General features: G+C 60.0%; 17 protein-coding genes. 8 read left to right on the top strand and 9 right to left on the bottom strand.

Features of this window, described 5'->3' with window-relative positions:
* Nucleotides 1-201 precede the first annotated feature (201 nt).
* The gene (locus FBZ99_RS18230) at nucleotides 202-405 is read left to right on the top strand and encodes a hypothetical protein (RefSeq protein ID WP_113352419.1); all 204 of its coding nucleotides are present in this window, start codon (nucleotides 202-204) and stop codon (nucleotides 403-405) included.
* A gap of 189 nt (nucleotides 406-594) precedes the next feature.
* Here FBZ99_RS18230 and FBZ99_RS18225 read toward each other — a convergent pair whose 3' ends face one another.
* On the bottom strand, nucleotides 595-1,485 hold the full coding sequence (locus FBZ99_RS18225) for an SMP-30/gluconolactonase/LRE family protein (RefSeq protein WP_113352418.1): 891 nt from the start codon (nucleotides 1,483-1,485) through the stop codon (nucleotides 595-597).
* 90 nt (nucleotides 1,486-1,575) lie between these two features.
* Here FBZ99_RS18225 and FBZ99_RS18220 point away from each other — a divergent pair, with 90 nt between their 5' ends.
* Nucleotides 1,576-1,995: a GlcG/HbpS family heme-binding protein gene (locus FBZ99_RS18220; RefSeq protein WP_113352417.1), complete on the top strand. Its 420-nt coding sequence runs from the start codon at nucleotides 1,576-1,578 to the stop codon at nucleotides 1,993-1,995.
* A gap of 61 nt (nucleotides 1,996-2,056) precedes the next feature.
* Here FBZ99_RS18220 and FBZ99_RS18215 read toward each other — a convergent pair whose 3' ends face one another.
* Nucleotides 2,057-3,088: an L-idonate 5-dehydrogenase gene (locus FBZ99_RS18215; RefSeq protein ID WP_113352416.1), complete on the bottom strand. Its 1,032-nt coding sequence runs from the start codon at nucleotides 3,086-3,088 to the stop codon at nucleotides 2,057-2,059.
* Between the two features lie 11 nt (nucleotides 3,089-3,099).
* On the bottom strand, nucleotides 3,100-4,047 hold the full coding sequence (locus tag FBZ99_RS18210; RefSeq protein ID WP_113352415.1) for a 2-hydroxyacid dehydrogenase: 948 nt from the start codon (nucleotides 4,045-4,047) through the stop codon (nucleotides 3,100-3,102).
* An 86-nt stretch (nucleotides 4,048-4,133) separates the two neighbouring features.
* Here FBZ99_RS18210 and FBZ99_RS18205 point away from each other — a divergent pair, with 86 nt between their 5' ends.
* From FBZ99_RS18205 to FBZ99_RS18185, 5 genes are all read left to right on the top strand, one after another.
* The gene (locus FBZ99_RS18205) at nucleotides 4,134-4,892 is read left to right on the top strand and encodes an SDR family oxidoreductase (protein ID WP_113352414.1); all 759 of its coding nucleotides are present in this window, start codon (nucleotides 4,134-4,136) and stop codon (nucleotides 4,890-4,892) included.
* The gene (locus tag FBZ99_RS18200) at nucleotides 4,861-5,403 is read left to right on the top strand and encodes a gluconokinase (RefSeq protein WP_113352413.1); all 543 of its coding nucleotides are present in this window, start codon (nucleotides 4,861-4,863) and stop codon (nucleotides 5,401-5,403) included. The genes FBZ99_RS18205 and FBZ99_RS18200 overlap by 32 nt, the downstream gene beginning before the upstream one ends.
* Nucleotides 5,400-6,287, top strand: a complete 888-nt coding sequence (locus FBZ99_RS18195) for an NAD(P)-dependent oxidoreductase (protein ID WP_113352412.1) — start codon at nucleotides 5,400-5,402, stop codon at nucleotides 6,285-6,287. Before FBZ99_RS18200 ends, FBZ99_RS18195 begins: the two co-directional genes overlap by 4 nt.
* Nucleotides 6,284-6,616 carry a hypothetical protein gene (locus tag FBZ99_RS18190; RefSeq protein ID WP_095436432.1) on the top strand — a complete coding sequence of 111 codons (333 nt, stop codon included), beginning with the start codon at nucleotides 6,284-6,286 and terminating at the stop codon, nucleotides 6,614-6,616. The genes FBZ99_RS18195 and FBZ99_RS18190 overlap by 4 nt, the downstream gene beginning before the upstream one ends.
* 134 nt (nucleotides 6,617-6,750) lie before the next feature.
* Nucleotides 6,751-7,770, top strand: a complete 1,020-nt coding sequence (locus FBZ99_RS18185) for a LacI family DNA-binding transcriptional regulator (protein ID WP_113332780.1) — start codon at nucleotides 6,751-6,753, stop codon at nucleotides 7,768-7,770.
* Between the two features lie 58 nt (nucleotides 7,771-7,828).
* Here FBZ99_RS18185 and FBZ99_RS18180 read toward each other — a convergent pair whose 3' ends face one another.
* The 3 genes from FBZ99_RS18180 to FBZ99_RS18170 are packed head-to-tail and all read right to left on the bottom strand — an operon-like array spanning nucleotide 7,829 to nucleotide 11,547.
* Nucleotides 7,829-8,923: an ABC transporter substrate-binding protein gene (locus FBZ99_RS18180; protein WP_113352411.1), complete on the bottom strand. Its 1,095-nt coding sequence runs from the start codon at nucleotides 8,921-8,923 to the stop codon at nucleotides 7,829-7,831.
* 40 nt (nucleotides 8,924-8,963) lie between these two features.
* The gene (locus tag FBZ99_RS18175) at nucleotides 8,964-10,034 is read right to left on the bottom strand and encodes an ABC transporter permease (RefSeq protein ID WP_069615586.1); all 1,071 of its coding nucleotides are present in this window, start codon (nucleotides 10,032-10,034) and stop codon (nucleotides 8,964-8,966) included.
* Nucleotides 10,035-10,050: 16 nt separating this feature from the next.
* Complete coding sequence (locus FBZ99_RS18170; protein WP_113352410.1) at nucleotides 10,051-11,547, bottom strand: sugar ABC transporter ATP-binding protein; 1,497 nt, start codon at nucleotides 11,545-11,547, stop codon at nucleotides 10,051-10,053.
* Between the two features lie 386 nt (nucleotides 11,548-11,933).
* On the opposite strand from FBZ99_RS18170, the gene FBZ99_RS18165 reads away from it, so the two are divergent.
* Nucleotides 11,934-12,920 (top strand): AraC family transcriptional regulator, encoded by a 987-nt coding sequence (locus FBZ99_RS18165; protein ID WP_162749434.1) that lies wholly within the window; start codon nucleotides 11,934-11,936, stop codon nucleotides 12,918-12,920.
* A 213-nt stretch (nucleotides 12,921-13,133) separates the two neighbouring features.
* Here FBZ99_RS18165 and dhaL (FBZ99_RS18160) read toward each other — a convergent pair whose 3' ends face one another.
* The 3 genes from dhaL (FBZ99_RS18160) to dhaL (FBZ99_RS18150) form a co-directional block, all read right to left on the bottom strand.
* On the bottom strand, nucleotides 13,134-13,790 hold the full coding sequence (gene dhaL / locus FBZ99_RS18160) for a dihydroxyacetone kinase subunit DhaL (protein ID WP_113352409.1): 657 nt from the start codon (nucleotides 13,788-13,790) through the stop codon (nucleotides 13,134-13,136).
* 55 nt (nucleotides 13,791-13,845) lie between these two features.
* Complete coding sequence (locus FBZ99_RS18155; protein WP_145634156.1) at nucleotides 13,846-15,942, bottom strand: bifunctional sugar-binding transcriptional regulator/dihydroxyacetone kinase subunit DhaK; 2,097 nt, start codon at nucleotides 15,940-15,942, stop codon at nucleotides 13,846-13,848.
* Between the two features lie 133 nt (nucleotides 15,943-16,075).
* A complete protein-coding gene (dhaL, locus tag FBZ99_RS18150) occupies nucleotides 16,076-16,717 on the bottom strand; it encodes a dihydroxyacetone kinase subunit DhaL (protein ID WP_113352407.1) in 642 nt (213 codons plus the stop codon).
* Nucleotides 16,718-16,721 lie beyond the last annotated feature (4 nt).

Raw genomic sequence — 16,721 nt, 5'->3', positions numbered from 1 at the left:
CCACTTAAGGCTGATCGCAATTGATCACCCCTTCCTTAGCCGACAACTAGGGTCCTATTGTATTTTGGGAATATGTCCCTTCATTCGATTTGCGATTAATCTGTAACAAAATTGAACGAACTGCCTTGTTTTTGTCCGGCTTTTGACATCGCAGTGCTAATTAAGCGGTCTATCTTCTGCGCTAACGAACAGGAGGTAACCATGACCCAAAGGGACTTGACGATCGCCGAAGTTCTTAAAGATCCGCTGATCCGCCAGGTCATGCGCGCAGATCGCATATCCGTAACCCGGATGGCGGATTTGCTACAGGATGCTGCACGCAGGCAAGAACGCGCCTTGTCCGCCAATCTCGCGTCGATTGCGCATGCGGCGATACGTTCCGTATCGCAAGCCGACCTGCGCTGATATTCCGTCATCCGACAGCGACGATCGCCAGATGATCCCGGCGATTGTCGCTGCAGCATTTCCGTATTGAACGTCTCTACCGGTCTCCAAGCAATCCAGGATCGCTGGCTTTTCCGAAGCCTCGATAGGGCTGTCCTTGTTGCTGCGCCGCTTTACGGATCGTTTCGTAATGCGGTCCCAGCCCTGGTGTTAAAGTGCGCCGCTTCGGTTGAGCGAGATCGAATAAACGCTGGTCGTCGCTGTGATGAACAGCTTGTGCTTGCCGCGGCCGCCGAAGCAGAGGTTGGAGACCGTTTCCGGCACCAGGATCTTGCCCATGAGATGGCCGTCGGGGGCGATGCAATGCACACCGTCGGCGGCCGACGACCAGAGATTGCCATCGCTGTCGAGGCGCATGCCGTCGGCGCAGCCCGGTGAAATCGCATGAAATACTTCGCCGCCGGATAGCCGCCAGTTTTCACCGACATTGAAGACCCGGATATGCTGCGGATCGCTGCCATGCATACGACCGGTATCGGCGACATAAAGCTTCTTCTCGTCAGGGCTGAAGGCGAGGCCGTTCGGGCAGTTGAAATCCGTCAAGACGGCCTGCATGGAGCCATCGGGATCGACGCGATAAACATTGCAGGGCAGCTCCTGCTCGCTCCTATATCCTTCGTAGTCCGTCGCAATGCCGTAGTGTGGATCGGTGAACCAGATGGCGCCGTCAGAGGCGACGATGACATCGTTGGGTGAATTCAGGCGCTTGCCCTGGAACCGATCGGCGATGACCGTGATGGAGCCGTCATATTCCGTTCGCGTGACACGCCTGCCGCCATGCTCGCAGCTGACGAGCCGGCCCTGCCGGTCACGCGTATGGCCGTTCGAAAAATTCGAGGGTTCGCGAAAGATGCTGGTGCCCAGCCCCGGTATCCAGCGCATGATGCGGTTATTCGGGATATCCGAGAAGAGCAGGCAGTTCAGATCTCCGAACCAGACAGGCCCTTCCACCCAGTCGAAACCGGTGGCGATCTGCTTGACGGGAGCATTGCCAAGAACAAATTTCCCGAAGGCCGGGTCCATGATCTCGAAGAACGACATTGTAACAATACCTCCCATAAGGTTACATCGAGAGATCGATGTGTTATCGATAACATATTCAATAGAGTCCGCAAGTCGGGAGGATAGTGCATGAGCCATGTTCTGACGTCGAGTGTCTTGAGCGACGAAGGAGTGATGACGTTGTTGACCGCTGCGATCTCGGCTGCTTCGCAGATGGGGCAGCCGCAATGCATCGTCATCGTCGATCAATCCGGCGTGACGCTGGGGTCCTTCCGCATGCACGGTTCACGTTTTCAGTCGCTGAAAAGCGCCACTGCCAAGGCACAGACGGCTGCTTCCATCGGCGGGCCGAGCCATTCGCTGCCGGAGCATGCGCGAGTGCCGCTGGCGATCGCGACCCATGGCGGCATGACGGGTTTGCGCGGGGGCTTACCCATCCGTGTCGGCGGCACGCTTGTCGGCGGTATCGGCGTTGGTTCCGGGTCAGGCGAGCAGGACGAGCAGGTTGCGCGCGCTGCGCTCAAAGCGATCGGCGCCGATCTCGACTAGGCCGGACGTGAGCGCGAAATCCATTTTCGCTTTCGATCGGTGGATTTCGCGCCGTTTCGGTTCAGGTAAAGGCGATCTGTGCCTTCATCGCTTGGCTTCGATCCGAAGCGATCTCGAAGGCGCTGATCGCGTCGGCAAGCGGTACCGTATGGGTGATGAGCGGCCGCACATCGATGAGACGCTTGCGCATCAGATCGACGCCAATGGCAAACTCCTCATGAAAGCGGAAAGAGCCGCGTAGTTCCAGTTCCTTGGCCGTGATCGCCAGCATCGGCAAGCTCATGTCGCCGCCGATACCAAGCTGTACGATAATCCCCCGCGGCCTCAATGCGGTAATGCCGCCGGCAAGGGCAGCGGCAGCGCCCGAGCATTCGTAGAGCACGTCGAAAGTGCCCTTGTCCGCGGAATAGGCGGCAAGCGCTTCGGGCTCGTTCTTTGTATTGATGACCCTGTCGGCACCCGCTTGCCTAGCAAGCGACAAGGTGAAATCCGAAAGATCGGTTGCGACGATCTCGACGGCACCGGCACGGCGTGCGGCCAGGATCGAGAGAACGCCGATCGGACCGCAGCCGGTCACGAGGACGCGCTTGCCGAGCATCTCGCCCGCTCGCCGCGTGGCATGCAAGGTCACGGCCAAAGGTTCCGCCATGGCCGCTTCACCCGCTGTCAGACCATCGGCCGGCACGCATTGGATGGCATCGGCCACCAGCGTCTCGCGGAACGCACCCTGGATGTGCGGGAAGGGCATGGCGCTGCCATAAAAGCGCATGTTGAGGCATTGATTGGGCAATCCCTGCAGACAGTAGCGGCAAGTCCGGCATGGGCGCGATGGGGAGACGGCAACGAGCTGACCGATCTCGAGCCCTTGCACGCCCGGGCCGAGCGCGGTGACGGTCGCGCTGACCTCGTGCCCAAGGATCATCGGCTCCTTCAGGCGCACGGTGCCGAAGCCGCCGTGATGGTAGTAGTGCAGGTCGCTGCCGCAGACGCCGCCGGTTGCGAGCTTCAGCTTGACCTCTCCCGCACCCGGTTCTTCCTCCGGATAATCCTCGATACGCACATCCTTGGCGGCGTGGGCGATGATGGCCTTCATGTCTTTCTCCCTCAAAGAACGGGTGTCGGCAGCGCCTGGCCGGCGAAATGAGCGGCGAGATTGTCGCGCACGAGCTTACCCATGGCCTTGCGCGTCTCGACCGTGCCGGAGGCATGGTGAGGCTGCAGCAGCACATTGTTCAGCGCCAGGAAGCGCGGATTGAGTTTCGGCTCGCCTTCGAAGACGTCGAGCGCTGCCGATCCGAGCTTGCCGGCCTCCAGTGCGTCAAGGAGTGCCTCTTCGTCTATATTGGACGCGCGGGAGATGTTGATCAACATCCCTTCCGGGCCGAGCGCCTCGATCACCTTATGACCGACAATATGCCGCGTCGCCGCTGAAGCGGCGAGCGTGACGAACAGGAAATCCGATTGTGTCGCGAGCTCGACGGGATCGGCCACGAAGGTCATGTCGGAGGCGTAGGATTTCGCCTCGACGTCCGAATAGGCAATCTGCATGTCGAAGCCCTTCAGGCGTTTGGCGACTTCGAAGCCGATGCGGCCAAGACCGAGCACGCCGGCACGCCGCCCCCAGACGCGGCGCTTGAGGGGATAAAGCCCCTTTTGTGCCCAGCTGCCGTCACGCACCCATGTCTCCGCACCGATCATGCCGCGCGACAGGCAGAGCATCATCGCAATTCCCAAATCCGCGACATCGTTGGTCAGGACGTCGGGGGTGTTGGTGACGCGAATGCCACGCTCGCGGCAGGCCTGCAGGTCGACGGCATCGAAGCCAACGCCATAGACCGAAATGACTTCCAGTTTGGGACAGGCCTCGATCATGGCGCGGTTGGCACCGAGTTCGCCGCGTGTCGCAATACCCCTGATCGACGGTCCGACCTCGGCGAGCAACTTGTCCTTGTCGGCAGCCTCGAAATAGCGATGAACCTGGAACGCTGCGTCGAGCGGCTCTTGATCCCATTGCGGGTAGGGGCCAATCTGCAGGATCGGTGGTTTGTTCATCTCACGCATCCTCCCTTGACATCAAATGTTATCGATAACATAAACAAGGGAGGCGACCAATGTCGAGATAAAAAACGGAGGAAACGATGTCTCTTGGTCTTTTCGATCTGAAAGGGCGTCGTGCCCTGGTGACGGGTTCTTCCCAAGGTATCGGGCTTGCGCTCGCCAAGGGCCTGGCGGCTGCTGGCGCCGACCCGGTGCTCAACGGCCGCGACAAGGAAAAGCTTGCCAAGGCGGCTGAAGACTTTGCAGGCAAGGTGCATGTGCTGCCATTCGATGCCACCGATCACGAGGCCGCGCGTCGAGCCGTGGATGCGTTCGAAGCCGAGACGGGGGCGATCGATATTCTCGTCAACAATGCCGGCATGCAGTTTCGCACGCCGCTGGAGGATTTTCCCGCCGACGCCTTCGAGCGGCTTCTGCGGACGAACATCTCGAGCGTTTTCAATGTTGGCCAGGCGGTCGCCCGTCATATGATCAAGCGCGGCGCCGGAAAGATCATCAACATCGCAAGCGTGCAGACGGCGCTGGCGCGGCCCTCGATTGCGCCATACACGGCAACCAAGGGCGCCGTCGGCAATCTGACGAAGGGTATGGCGACGGATTGGGCGAAGCATGGGCTGCAATGCAACGCCATCGCGCCCGGTTATTTCGATACGCCGTTGAACGCAGCTCTCGTTGCAGATGCCGATTTCTCCGCGTGGCTCGAAAAGCGCACGCCGGCCGGCCGGTGGGGTCGCGTCGAAGAATTGGTTGGCGCCTGTATCTTCCTTGCTTCCGATGCCTCCTCTTTCGTCAACGGTCATGTGCTCTATGTCGACGGCGGCATCACGGCTTCGCTCTGATGGCGTTTTGCCGCGCCACTTCGTCATCATGGGCGTCAGCGGCTGCGGCAAGTCGTCCGTTGGCTCGGCACTCGCAGCGCGCGTTGGCGGCATTTATGTCGATGGTGATGATCTTCATCCCGTGGCCAACATCGCCAAGATGAGCGCCGGCATTCCTCTGACGGATGCCGATCGATGGCCCTGGCTCGACAAGATCGGTCAGCGCCTGACTTTGGCGAATGAGATCGCGCTGATTGGGTGTTCGGCGCTGAAGCGCATTTATCGTGACCGGATCCGCGAGGTCGTCGGCGCGCCGGTCTCCTTCATTCATCTCGCCGGTACGAGGGAAACCATTCTGAAACGCATGCAGGCAAGGCGCGATCACTTCATGCCGCCGGCTTTGCTCGCCAGTCAATTTGCCGCGCTCGAGCCGCCGGGGGCCGACGAGCAGGCGATCACCGTCGATATCGATCAGCCGCTGGATCAAGTTGTGGCGGCCATCTTAATTGCCTTGGAGGAGACGCAATCATGAGCAGCAAGGTGGCGCTGATCGGCGCCGGTGCAATGGGCGGAGCGATCGGCGCTCGCCTGGTGGAGACGGGCAACCAACTCACTGTCTTCGATCTCGACAAGGAGAAGGTCGCGGCACTGACTGCAAAAGGCGCCACGGCTGCCGCCAGTGCGGCGACCGCTGCTGCCGTTTCCGATTTCGTCATCCTCAGCCTCAATTCGCCGAAGATCGTCCATGCCGCCGTTTTCGGACCTGAAGGTGTTGCCGCAGGTGCTAAACCGGGCACGCTGATCATCGATATGTCGTCGATCGACCCCGATGCGACAAAGGCCCTAGCCGCAGAGGCTGCGGAAAAGAGGCTGCGCTGGGTGGATAGCCCGCTATCCGGTGGGGCGCCAAAGGCCCTGATCGGACAATTGACGCTGATGGCCGGCGGCAGCGAGCAGGATGTCACCGATGCACATAAGGTTCTGCGCCATGTGGCCTCGAACTACACGCATATGGGTCCCGTCGGTGCGGGCCAGACCACGAAGCTCATCAATCAGGTTCTTTGCGCATTGAATTTCCTCGCCGTCGCCGAAGCAACGCAACTGGCGCTCGATGCCGGCGTCGATGCTGCGAAAATCCCGCAGGCGCTGAAGGGCGGACGGGCCGACAGCGCCATCCTGCAGGAATATATGCCGCGCTACGTCAGCAAGGATTATCGCCGCACCGGCCGCATCGACAACATGGTCAAGGATCTGAACGGCGCTCAGGATCTCGCTCGCAGGACCAATACCGCCATGCCGCTGACGGCGGTCTGTGCCGAGATACACCGCATGCTGACGGCTTCCGGGCTTGGCGGTGAGGATCAGGCCGCGCTGATGGAATTCTTCAAAGGGCCGAACAAGGAGATCGCCGGATGATTACCCGATACGCATTATTCGAAGGCAAGGTCAAAGACGGAGAGGCAGAGGCGTTTCGAACGGCTGTCATGGAAACCATTCTGCCGAAGTGGAAGCAGTTTCCGGGTGCCCTCGACGTGCGGGTTACCTTTGCCGAGGCCCGAGATGAAGGTGCCCCGGAGTTCCCGATGATTTTGGCCGTGAACTATCCGGATATGGCCGCCGTGGAGAAGGCGCTTGCAAGTCCGGTGCGCACGGAGGCACGTGCTGCGACGGAAGCGGTTCTCTCGCGCTTTTTCGAGGGGCGCATCCATCATCATGTGACGCTCGCCCATGAGTTTGAGCTCTAGACCGCCATCCGCGGGCGCTTTCCGATGCACGGCGCCCATACTGTCTTGCGCGCATGGCGGCATAGCTGAGAGCGCCTCTTGCTATTCTAGGAAGAGGCATACTACTCTGATGGTAACGATAACATAGGCCATTGATGAGTAACGATCGCAAAACGCCGACTATGGCAGACATAGCCCGCGTCATGGGAGTTTCTCCCATGACCGTGTCGCGTGCCTTCAAGGCCGATAGCCTGGTCAGTCCGGAGACGCGCGAGGCGATCCTGCGAACGGCGGAAGAGCTGGGCTATGTCTTCGACAGCACAGCATCCAACCTGCGTTCGCAAAAGTCCGGCTTTGTCGCCGTTACCATTCCATCCATCAACAATGCCAACTTCGCGGATACGGTCGGCGGCCTCTCGGACACCTTATCCAAGCGGGACATGCAGATCCTACTTGGCTATACGAACTACGATGTCGAAGAGGAGGAGCGGCTGATTGAGCAGCTGCTCCGCCGCAGACCGCAGGCGATCGTCGTGACCGGCGGCACGCATACGCAGCGAGCGCGTAAACTTCTGCAGACAGTTGCAATCCCCGTGATCGAGACTTGGGATATCCCGACCGATCCGATCGGCCATTATGTCGGCTTTTCCAACCGAGCCGTCATGCGCGATATGGTCGATCATTTCGTCGCACTCGGCTGTCGCCGCATCGCCTTCATCGGTGGTGATGTCCAGCGCGATTCACGCGGTAGCGAACGCCGGCTTGGCTTCATCGCCGCGATGCAGGCGTATGGTCTCGATGCTTCCAGGCTGATTGCAGCCGGATCGCCGCCGATCTCGATGCGGGAGGGTGCCAATGCCATGGCTAAACTGATCGAGCTCTATCCCGATACGGAAGCCGTCGTCTGCGTCTCGGATCTTGCCGCCTACGGTGCACTTACCGAATGTCGGCGGCTCGGGATTCCGGTGCCGGAACGCTTTTCCATCGGTGGTTTCGGCAATTATGAAATCGGCGAGGTCTGCGTGCCGACTTTGACGACGATCAATGCCTTCGCGCGTGAGATCGGCGAGCGGACTGCACAATTGATCCTGGATATTCTCGATGGCACGCAGTCGATTCCTGATGTCAGGATCTTGCCGCAACTGATTGCACGCGATAGCAGCCGCCAAGCTTAGTGTTGTTGTCGAATGATGTGGCCCGGCCATTAAGCCAGGCCACGTCCCGTCCCTGGGATCATTTACCCCAGATCTTCTTATACTCGTCCTTGTAACCGTTGTCCGGATCGAAGGTGTTCTTCGGGCCGCCATCGGATTGGATATTGTCTGCCGTCACGACGTGTAGCGGTGAGAGATAGCCGGACCATTTTTCACCGGCGAAGGCACGATTGAGTTCATCGACCAATTGCCAGCCCTGGAGATTAAGGGGTTCGGCAACCGTAACCTTCTGGAATTGACCAGCGCGGATGCGTTCATAGGCCGATTGCGAGCCATCGCCGGCAGCGACATTGATCGGCGCATCGGTGCCGCTCTTGCCGGCGGAGGCGAGCGATGGACCCATGAAATCGAAATAAAGGTCGTTGATCGCAAGCGAATGCGTCCAGCTGTCACCGTATTTCTGAAGGAGGGATGTCGTGAGCTGCGGCATGCGCTGCGATGTCTCGGCAATCGGCGTATCGACATATTCGAGAACCTTGCCGCCCAGACGCTCGATCTCCTGCTTCATTTTGTCGGCCTTGGCGATAGCGATCGCATAGGTGGAGTCGGTGAAGATGATGACGCCCGGCTTGCCCTTGGCATCGACGAATGCCCAGTCGGCGGCTGCTTTCGAGACTTCCATAGCGTCGGTGCTGACATTGGCGAAGAGGCCGTTCTTGTCGTCGGGGCCGATCACCGGGCCGGCATGCCAGGCGACCAGAGGGATTTTGGCGGCCTTCGCCTGTTCCAGCGCAGGGGCCTGTTCGACGGCATCGAAGCCGTCGATGATGATGCCGGCGGGCTGCAGCGCTATCGCCTGACCGAAGGCCGCTGTACGGCCGCCGATGGAGCCCGCGCCATCGAGAACCTTCACCTCCCAGCCGATCGCCTTCGCCGCTTCCTCGACACCGTTGCTCACGCCGAGAATGCCGCCATTCTTGAGATCGCCCGCGAGCACGACGATGGTCTTGCCGGTCTGCGCTTTCGGACCTGTCGTCGGGCCGTCCCATTTGGTGACCGGGGTTGCGTATTTATCGACGACGGCCTTCGCATCCGCCAACGGATCGGCATAGGCCTGGCCGGCGCATAGCACCAGGATCGCTGTCGTGGCCTGCAGGAATTTTCTACGGTTCATGTCTTCTCCTCCCTTTGAACATTCGAACTTCAGATGATCTTCATTTCTCCGCCGGCTTGGCGGAAAGTTGCGGCGCCTGGGCGGGGGCCATGCGTCCTGCATGGCTGCGGCGGCGCTGGGCGTAACCGGCAATACCGATCGCGACGAGCAGGGTGACGCCATTGAATAGAGGCTCGACATAGAAGGAGCCGCCGAACTGCTGGATGCCGGCAATACCAACTGCCAGAATGATGACGCCGATCATCGTGCCCCAGACGTTGACGCGACCGGGCTTGATGGTGGTCGATCCGAGGAATGCGCCGACCAATGCAGGCAGAAGATATTCGAGCCCGACGCTTGCCTGGCCAATGCGCAGCTTGGAGGCAAGGAGGACGCCGGCAATGGCGGCAAGTGTTCCCGAGGTAACGAAGGCGCCGATGACGAAGCGGCGGACGGGAATGCCGTTGAGCGCGGCAGCCTTTGGATTGGCGCCGATCGCGTAGATATAGCGGCCGATCGGCAGATATTCGAGGACGATCCACATGACGAAGGCAAGCGCCAGGACATAGATGCCGGTGATCGGCAGGCCGAAGACCATCGTGCCGTTCAGCGCATAAAATCCTTGCGGCAGCATGCCCACGACCTGCCGGCCGCCGGTATGCCAGAGTGCGATTGCATAAAGAACAGTGCCCGTGCCGAGCGTTGCGATGAAGCTATCGATCTTGGCAATCTCCACCAGCAGGCCGTTCAGAAAGCCGGTCAGTGCGCCAAGCGCGATGACGATCAGGACCGCAACCGGCCAGGGCAGGCCGAACATCGTCTGAAGGCTGATCGCCAGCACATGCCAGAGCACGATGCCGTAGCCGATGGTCAGATCGATGCGCCCCGCCGCCATCGGGATCATCGCGGCCAGCGACAGGATGGCGATGATCGTTTTGTCCGAAATGATCGAACGCAGATTGAGCATCGTCGGGAATGTCTGCGGTAGCAGAATCGAGAAAAGCAGGATCAGGAAGACCGTCAGGATGACGAGGCCATAGACGGGCAGCAAGCGCTGGATCTTCTGGCCGAGGCTCATGGCTGAGAGCTCGGCGCGGGTCGGCTCAAGCGCGTTGGATTCGATCGATTGCATGGTGTTCTCCTCCGGTTCAGGCCGCTTCGGATGCAGACGCGGCAGCGATGACCGCCGGTGTTGTAAGGTCGGCATCGCTGAGTTCGCGCACGATCCTCCCGCGCGAAAACACCAGGGCACGATGGCAGATGTGAGCGATTTCCTCGAAATCGGTGGAGACGACGAGAACGGCAAGGCCAGCCTCGACCGCCTCGGCAATCAGCCGATAGATGTCTGCCTTGGCGCCGACATCGACGCCGGCGGTCGGATCCTCGGCGATCAGCAATTTGCGTCCCGTCGCCAGCCATCGTCCCACGACGACCTTCTGCTGATTGCCGCCGGATAGGGCTTCGATGGCAAGGCTCTGATCGTTAGGCCTAAGGCCGACACGGCTTCCAAGTGAATAGGCAGCTTCTGCTTCGCGGCGTGGAGACAGGAACGAAAACAGGCTTCGTCCGGAGGCGCCGGGATTGAGGAAGGTATTTTCACGCAGGCTGAGCGACATGGCGACGGATTCTTCCGTCCGATCCCTGGCGATCAGGCCGATGCCCGAAGCCATCGCGGCGACGGTGCTGGAAAGGTCGGGTGCGGCCCCATTCAAGCGAACGCTGCCCTGCGATGGCTCGCAACCGAACAGCGCCCGTCCGATCAATTCCTGACCGGCGCCGCGCAGGCCGACGAGACCGAGCAATTCGCCCTGTCGGATATCGAAGGACACAGGTCCTGCGCCGCGGCAGGTGAGCTCTTTTACGGAAACGATGGCAGGCCCGGCGCTTCTTTCCGCCTTAACGAAGAGCTGGTCCGCCTTGCGCCCGACGATCATGCGGATGAGCTCATCCGGCGTCGTCTCGGAGACTGGCTTTTGGCCCACCAGCTGACCATCGCGCAGCACGGCGACGCGGTCGGCGATACGGAAGATTTCGTCGAGCCGGTGCGAGACGTAGATCATGGCCACGCCGCGCTCTTTCAGCGGGCGGATGGCAGCAAAGAGCTTTTCGACCTCATCGGCGGGCAGGCTGGCTGTGGGCTCGTCAAGCACAAGCACGTCGGCTTCGACAGCGAGTGCGCGGGCGATTGCCACGAGCGACTTTTCCGTACGGGTCAGCTCCTGAACGCGGGTCGACGGATCGAAATCGCAGCCGACGAGTTTTAGCGCTTCCGCGGTGCGCCGCTCCGTCGCCCGCCAATCAATCAGCCGTCCGCGCAGGGAATAGCCCTGGGCGAGCCCGACATTCTCGCCCACCGTCATCCATTCGATCAGTCCGAGATCTTGATGGATAAAGGCGACCGGCTGGCGCTGATTGGGTTGCGGCGGGCGATGATGATAGGGCTTGCCGCCAAACAGGATCTGCCCGCCATCCGGCTTGTAGATGCCTGCCAAGGTCTTGATGAGCGTCGATTTGCCCGCGCCATTCTCTCCGAGAAGCGCGAGAATTTCGCCCCGCTGCAGGTCGAGAGATACGTTCGACAGCGCGCGCGTTCCGCCAAATTCCTTGGTGATATCGGAAAATTCGAGCAGCTTTCCGTTGTCCATCCTGCTCCTCCCAAAGCTTCGATGGGAGGAGGCTATGTTATCGATAACATTCCGTCAAGTGGCTCAAAGGCATCCGAGGAATACTCAGGCACTTAGCGTCGGCGCACACGGAAGTCGGCGTATTAGCCGAGGTTTTGGTTTAGGTATAAAATATATTCCTGAAGGTCGGATCATATTATGAAATAATATAAGTATAATCAAAATGCATGCAGTGAGGAGATGCTGATATATCCATATGGTTGCAATTGTAATATTTATTGTTTATCGAATTGATTTTGTTTATCATCTAGATTTATCTCAAATGGAGATGTGAGTGAGGATTTACTTTCAGGGATATAATTGAAGCCTGAAAGATAATCCGCCGATGCGGCACAAGAGAGGATTATTTGACCTACGCGACGCTCTCGGTGTTCAAAGTCGATAAGGCCGATGCCGAGGAGATGACGGCGCATTATGCGAGAACCCTGTTTCCCGCCATTGTCGAGCCTCTCAATGGCCGCGGCACGATTTCGGTGGTGGATCGTCACTACACGATCGGTTCCTGCAGCATCTGGCGCGGCAAATGTCATTCCGGCATGAGCGTCAAATTGTCCGGCGGTCCCGATGCCTACGGCCTTTATCTGCCGACCGCTGGCAGGATGCTGATCGAGACGGAAGGGCGGCAGCTGGAGTCGCTGCCGGGCAGGGGTCTGCTGGCCGATATGTCATGTTTTGAACATCTGACATTGTTCGAACAGCGCGGTCATATGGGTATGGCGTTCGAGAAGCCGGCTATGGTCCGGCAGCTGAGCGAGTTGCTGGACGCACCGGTTCGAGATGATCTGAAATTTACCGGTCCGGTCGATCTGATGTCGGGGCGAGGCATGCAGGTCGCAACGCTTGCAAATCTCCTGTGGCAGGATCTCGCGACAGGCGGCGCAGAACGATCTTCGGCCGCATTCATCGAAAGGCTCCTGCAGGCGATGATGATCGCTTTGCTTGAAACCGTCCCGCACAACTACTCGGTGCAATTGCTGCGACCGGCGTCACCGGCCATCCCGAGGCAGTTGAAACGCGCGATGGAATATATGCACGCCAATGCCGGTGCAGACATCAGGATGGCCGATATTGCCCGGGAAGCCGGAACGAGCGTGCGGTCCTTGCAGGCGGCGTTTCAGCAGTTCAAGAACACAACGCCTCTTGGCTACTTGCGGAACATACGACTGCAGGGTGCGCGCAAAACCCTTATGGATTCGGGCCATTCACGGTTGGTTGCCGACATTGCGCGCGATTGGGGATTTTCTCATATGGGCCGCTTCGCTGCACTTTACTATCAATCCTTCGGCGAGATGCCGTCCGAGACCGTCAGGCAACCGCGGCGCGGGAATGAATAGTGCTGCGATCTGCTTGCGCGAGGAAGTTGCTTTGCCGGAGCGGATCTATTCGCCGACTGCGTTACAACGAATGGAGCGGATTGAGCATCCGGACATGTAGTTATTGCATCGACAAGCTTGAAAATCGGAACGACGAGAGCTGGCTAACCAATATCGAGCGGGCATTGGTGAGAACAATTTAGCAACATCACATGTTAGTAGGCTCCTAATCGCTTAACCGCCGGCCTTATCCTCCACAAACGTATCCCGCATCGCCCGCAGAATAATCACCGCCGAAGCCGCCCCCGGGTCGATATGCCCGAGCGACCTTTCCCCCAGCCGCGCCGCGCGGCCGCGGGCGGCCACCATGGAGCTTGTGGAATTCGCTCCAGCTTCGGCAGCGTCGATTACGGCGCTCCACATGGCGGCAACATCGCGTGAAGCTGCCTTTGCATCGATGGCGGCTTCGGCGGCGGGGATCCATGCGTCGAGCATGGTCTTGTCGCCGCGCTGGCCCTTGCCACGCTGCTGGATGCCGGCCCGCATCTCGTCGATGATCATGGCCTGGCAGGCCGGAGAGAGGGATTCATCCGCCTTCAGCGCTTGCGAGGCCCGCCGGAAGGCGGTGGCATAGAGCGGGCCGGTCGAGGCGCCGACGGCATCCAGGAAGGCGGAGGCTGCGGTGGAGAAGATCTCCGAGGGCGATGCTTGCGCAAGATCGAGCTTTGCGAGCTCCGCATTCACGGCCATAAAGCCGAGAGACATGGTGATGCCGTGATCGGCGTCGCCGATTGCGCCATCCAACTCGGAGAGGCGGTCTTTTTCGGCATTGATCGCGATCGATATGCGCTGAAACATGGTGCCCAGGCAGCGGGCGGCTTTTTCCGGCATCGTCTTCCTCCCGATCCCGGCCATGTCTGTTGTCGCCGGGCACATTTTTATAGCTTTATCCGACCTTCAGCGCGAAGGTGTCGCACGGATGGTTCAGCATTTCGGTCAATTCCTGATCGAGATGCAGGATGGATATGGATGCACCGACCATGTCCAGCGACGTGCAATAATGTCCCACCCAGTTTGCCTCGATCTTGATGTCCTTGGCGCTCAGCCTCTGTTCGACGCGGCGGAACAGGATGTAGAGTTCCATCAGCGGCGTCGCGCCGAAGGAGTTGATGAGCACGGCCACCCGATCGCCTGCAACCGGCTTCATTTCGGAGAATATCCGGTCCATCACCCGGTCGGTGATCTCGTCGGCGCTCATCATCTTCTCGCGGGTCACGCCGCGTTCGCCGTGAATGCCCATGCCGAATTCGATATCGTCAGGCCCGATTTCGAAGTTATGGCGTCGGGTTTGCGGCAGGGAACAGGGCTCGAGCGCAACGCCCATGGTGAACGTCCGGTCATTGGCCTTGCGTGTCACTGATTCGCAAGCATCGAGTGACAGGCCCTTGTCGCAGGCAGCGCCTGCGATCTTGAAGATGAAGAAATTGCCGGCAACGCCGCGTCGTCCCTCGCGATCCTCGATCGGAGAGGAGGAGATATCGTCTGTGGTCAGCACCGTGCGAACGTCGATCTGGTGCTCCTGCGCCATTTCGGCGGCCATCTCGAAGTTCATGACGTCGCCGGCATAATTGCCATAGACAAAGAGCACGCCTTCGCCGCCGGAGGAGGCCTTGGCGCATTCGAGGATCGGGGTTGGCGGAGGCGAGGAAAAGATGTTGCCGATGGCGACGGCATCGGCAAGCCCCTTGCCGACATAGCCAAGAAAGCAAGGCTCGTGGCCGGTGCCGCCGCCGATCACCAGGCCGACCTTGCCCGGCCTCGGGCCGGTTCGCGCCATCAGCGCGCGGTTCGATCCCTTGATCGGCACGATATGCGAGGCATGTGCCTTGACGATGCCTTCGAGCATCTCGTCGACGACATCGTCGGGATTGTTGAGGAATTTCTTGATATGCGTTCGATAGCTGCTGGGCAGGGCAATGCTGTTGTCCGTTCTCGGACGCTGCTGGGCTTTCTGATCGAATTCGGTGACGCCATCGGCATTCAGAATGCCGCGCCCGGTGGCTGCATCGGTAATCAGCACGTTGATATAGCCGCCGCGCAGGGCGGCGAGAATTGCGGGCACCTTGTCGAAGCCGCCGGCGACGGCGATGCGTAGCCCGATGGATTTCAGCATGTCGAGGGATATGCCGATGGTGCGCTCGTCGAGCGGCCCTGCAACCGGCAGCCCCTTGGCGTCGATGAAACGGCCGGCAAGAACACCGACGGCATTCTTGGCCAGATAATCCTGGAGGGAGACGGACTCGAAGAAACCGCTGCTGTGAACCGTCGAGTTCGGTCGCAGCGACGCCACGCCGAAGATGGCCTTGTTGGCTTTAGAAAGCGTGGCAAACTGATCCTCGACCAATGGTTCGCGCAACAAGATCTCCCGAACCTCAGGCGCCGAAACGATCGCAGGGGCCGTGATGTTGATCAACCTGCCGCCTGTCACATCGGCAAAGGCACTGGCACAGAGTTCCGGCGTGTAGGCAAAGAGTGCACGGGTGCCACCGGTTGCCTGGACGATGGTAACATCCTGCAGGTTCGGCACATTGGCCTGCTCCGCGACCGCGAGAACCGTTCGGCCCCAGGCGACGGCAAGCGTGTCGCCGGATTTCAGCAAGCGGGCGATGGCCTGCGCGCCAGCGGTCCCAAGGCGGTCGATCAGCGGCCGCGAACCATCGTCGCTGGGCACCACGAGACAGTCGTGCAGGCCGAAATGGCGCTTGAGTTCATGTGCGATTGAGAGCGAGCTCAGGCGGGATGGCTCGAGCGAGATATTGACGATGCCGCGGCTGCGGGCATCGGCGAGATAGCTATTCACGGTCGCCCGCGAAATGCCCATGATCTCGGCGATGTCGCCCTGGGTCTTGCCATCTTCATAATAGAGCCAGCAGGCCCAAACGTAAGGGTCGTCGCCATAGCGCAGCGGCATGCTGTCGGTTGCGTCAGGCACGCCCGCCTTGCTTGCACTATTCTTGCCGACCGAAGATGCCTTGCCTGTCATGATGATTCACTGTTTCCCGTTTTCGCCTGAAGATGAAAGCAATGACGCATGTTTGCAAATGCTTCTTCTTGAGGAGGGGCGGCGCGCGACCCCGTGGTGGAGCACGGGGTCGCGCAGCCTTGGGAGAGCCCTGCTATTGCAGTCGTGCGCGAGCGCCGAGGGAAAGTTCCTTCAGGATGATGGCGCAGGAGGTCGCACCAGCGTCGAGAACGCCGAGCGAGCGCTCGCCCAGCCGGCTAGCGCGGCCGATCTTGGCCACAAGATTGAGCGTCGAATCTCGGCCAGTCTCGGCGGCGGCGACCAAAGCCTCGAGCGCCTCGGCAAAGGACTTGCCAGCTACATTCGCAGCATCGAAGGCCTCGATCGCCGGAACCAGCGTGTCCAGAAGCGTCTTGTCGCCGACCTTGGCCGAGCCGATCGACTGGATACCTTCGAGCCCGGCATGCAGTGCCTTGCCATAGGCTGCGCTATCGATCGCATCGATGCCGTCGAGCTTTTCGGCAATCTCGGTGAACATGACGCCGTAGAGCGGGCCCATGGAGCCGCCGATCTCGGTCATCAGAACCGTGCCCAGCGTATCGAGCGAGGCTGACAGCGACTGGCTCTTGCCCTTCAGGCGTTCCGCGGCCATGCCGAAGCCCTTGGCCATGTTGACGCCATGGTCGCCGTCGCCGATCTTGCCGTCGATCGCGCTGAGATAGGCGCGGTTCTCGACGATGCGGTCAGCCAGCGCCAAGACGATATCGCCCGATGTTGCATTGTTGAATGTCTGCATGCGT

Source organism: Rhizobium sp. ERR 1071, from assembly GCF_007828675.1.
GTDB classification, from domain to species: Bacteria; Pseudomonadota; Alphaproteobacteria; order Rhizobiales; family Rhizobiaceae; genus Rhizobium; species Rhizobium dioscoreae.
The sequence above is the reverse complement of the archived record's forward strand: the minus strand, read 5'-3'. Positions and strand labels throughout refer to the sequence as shown.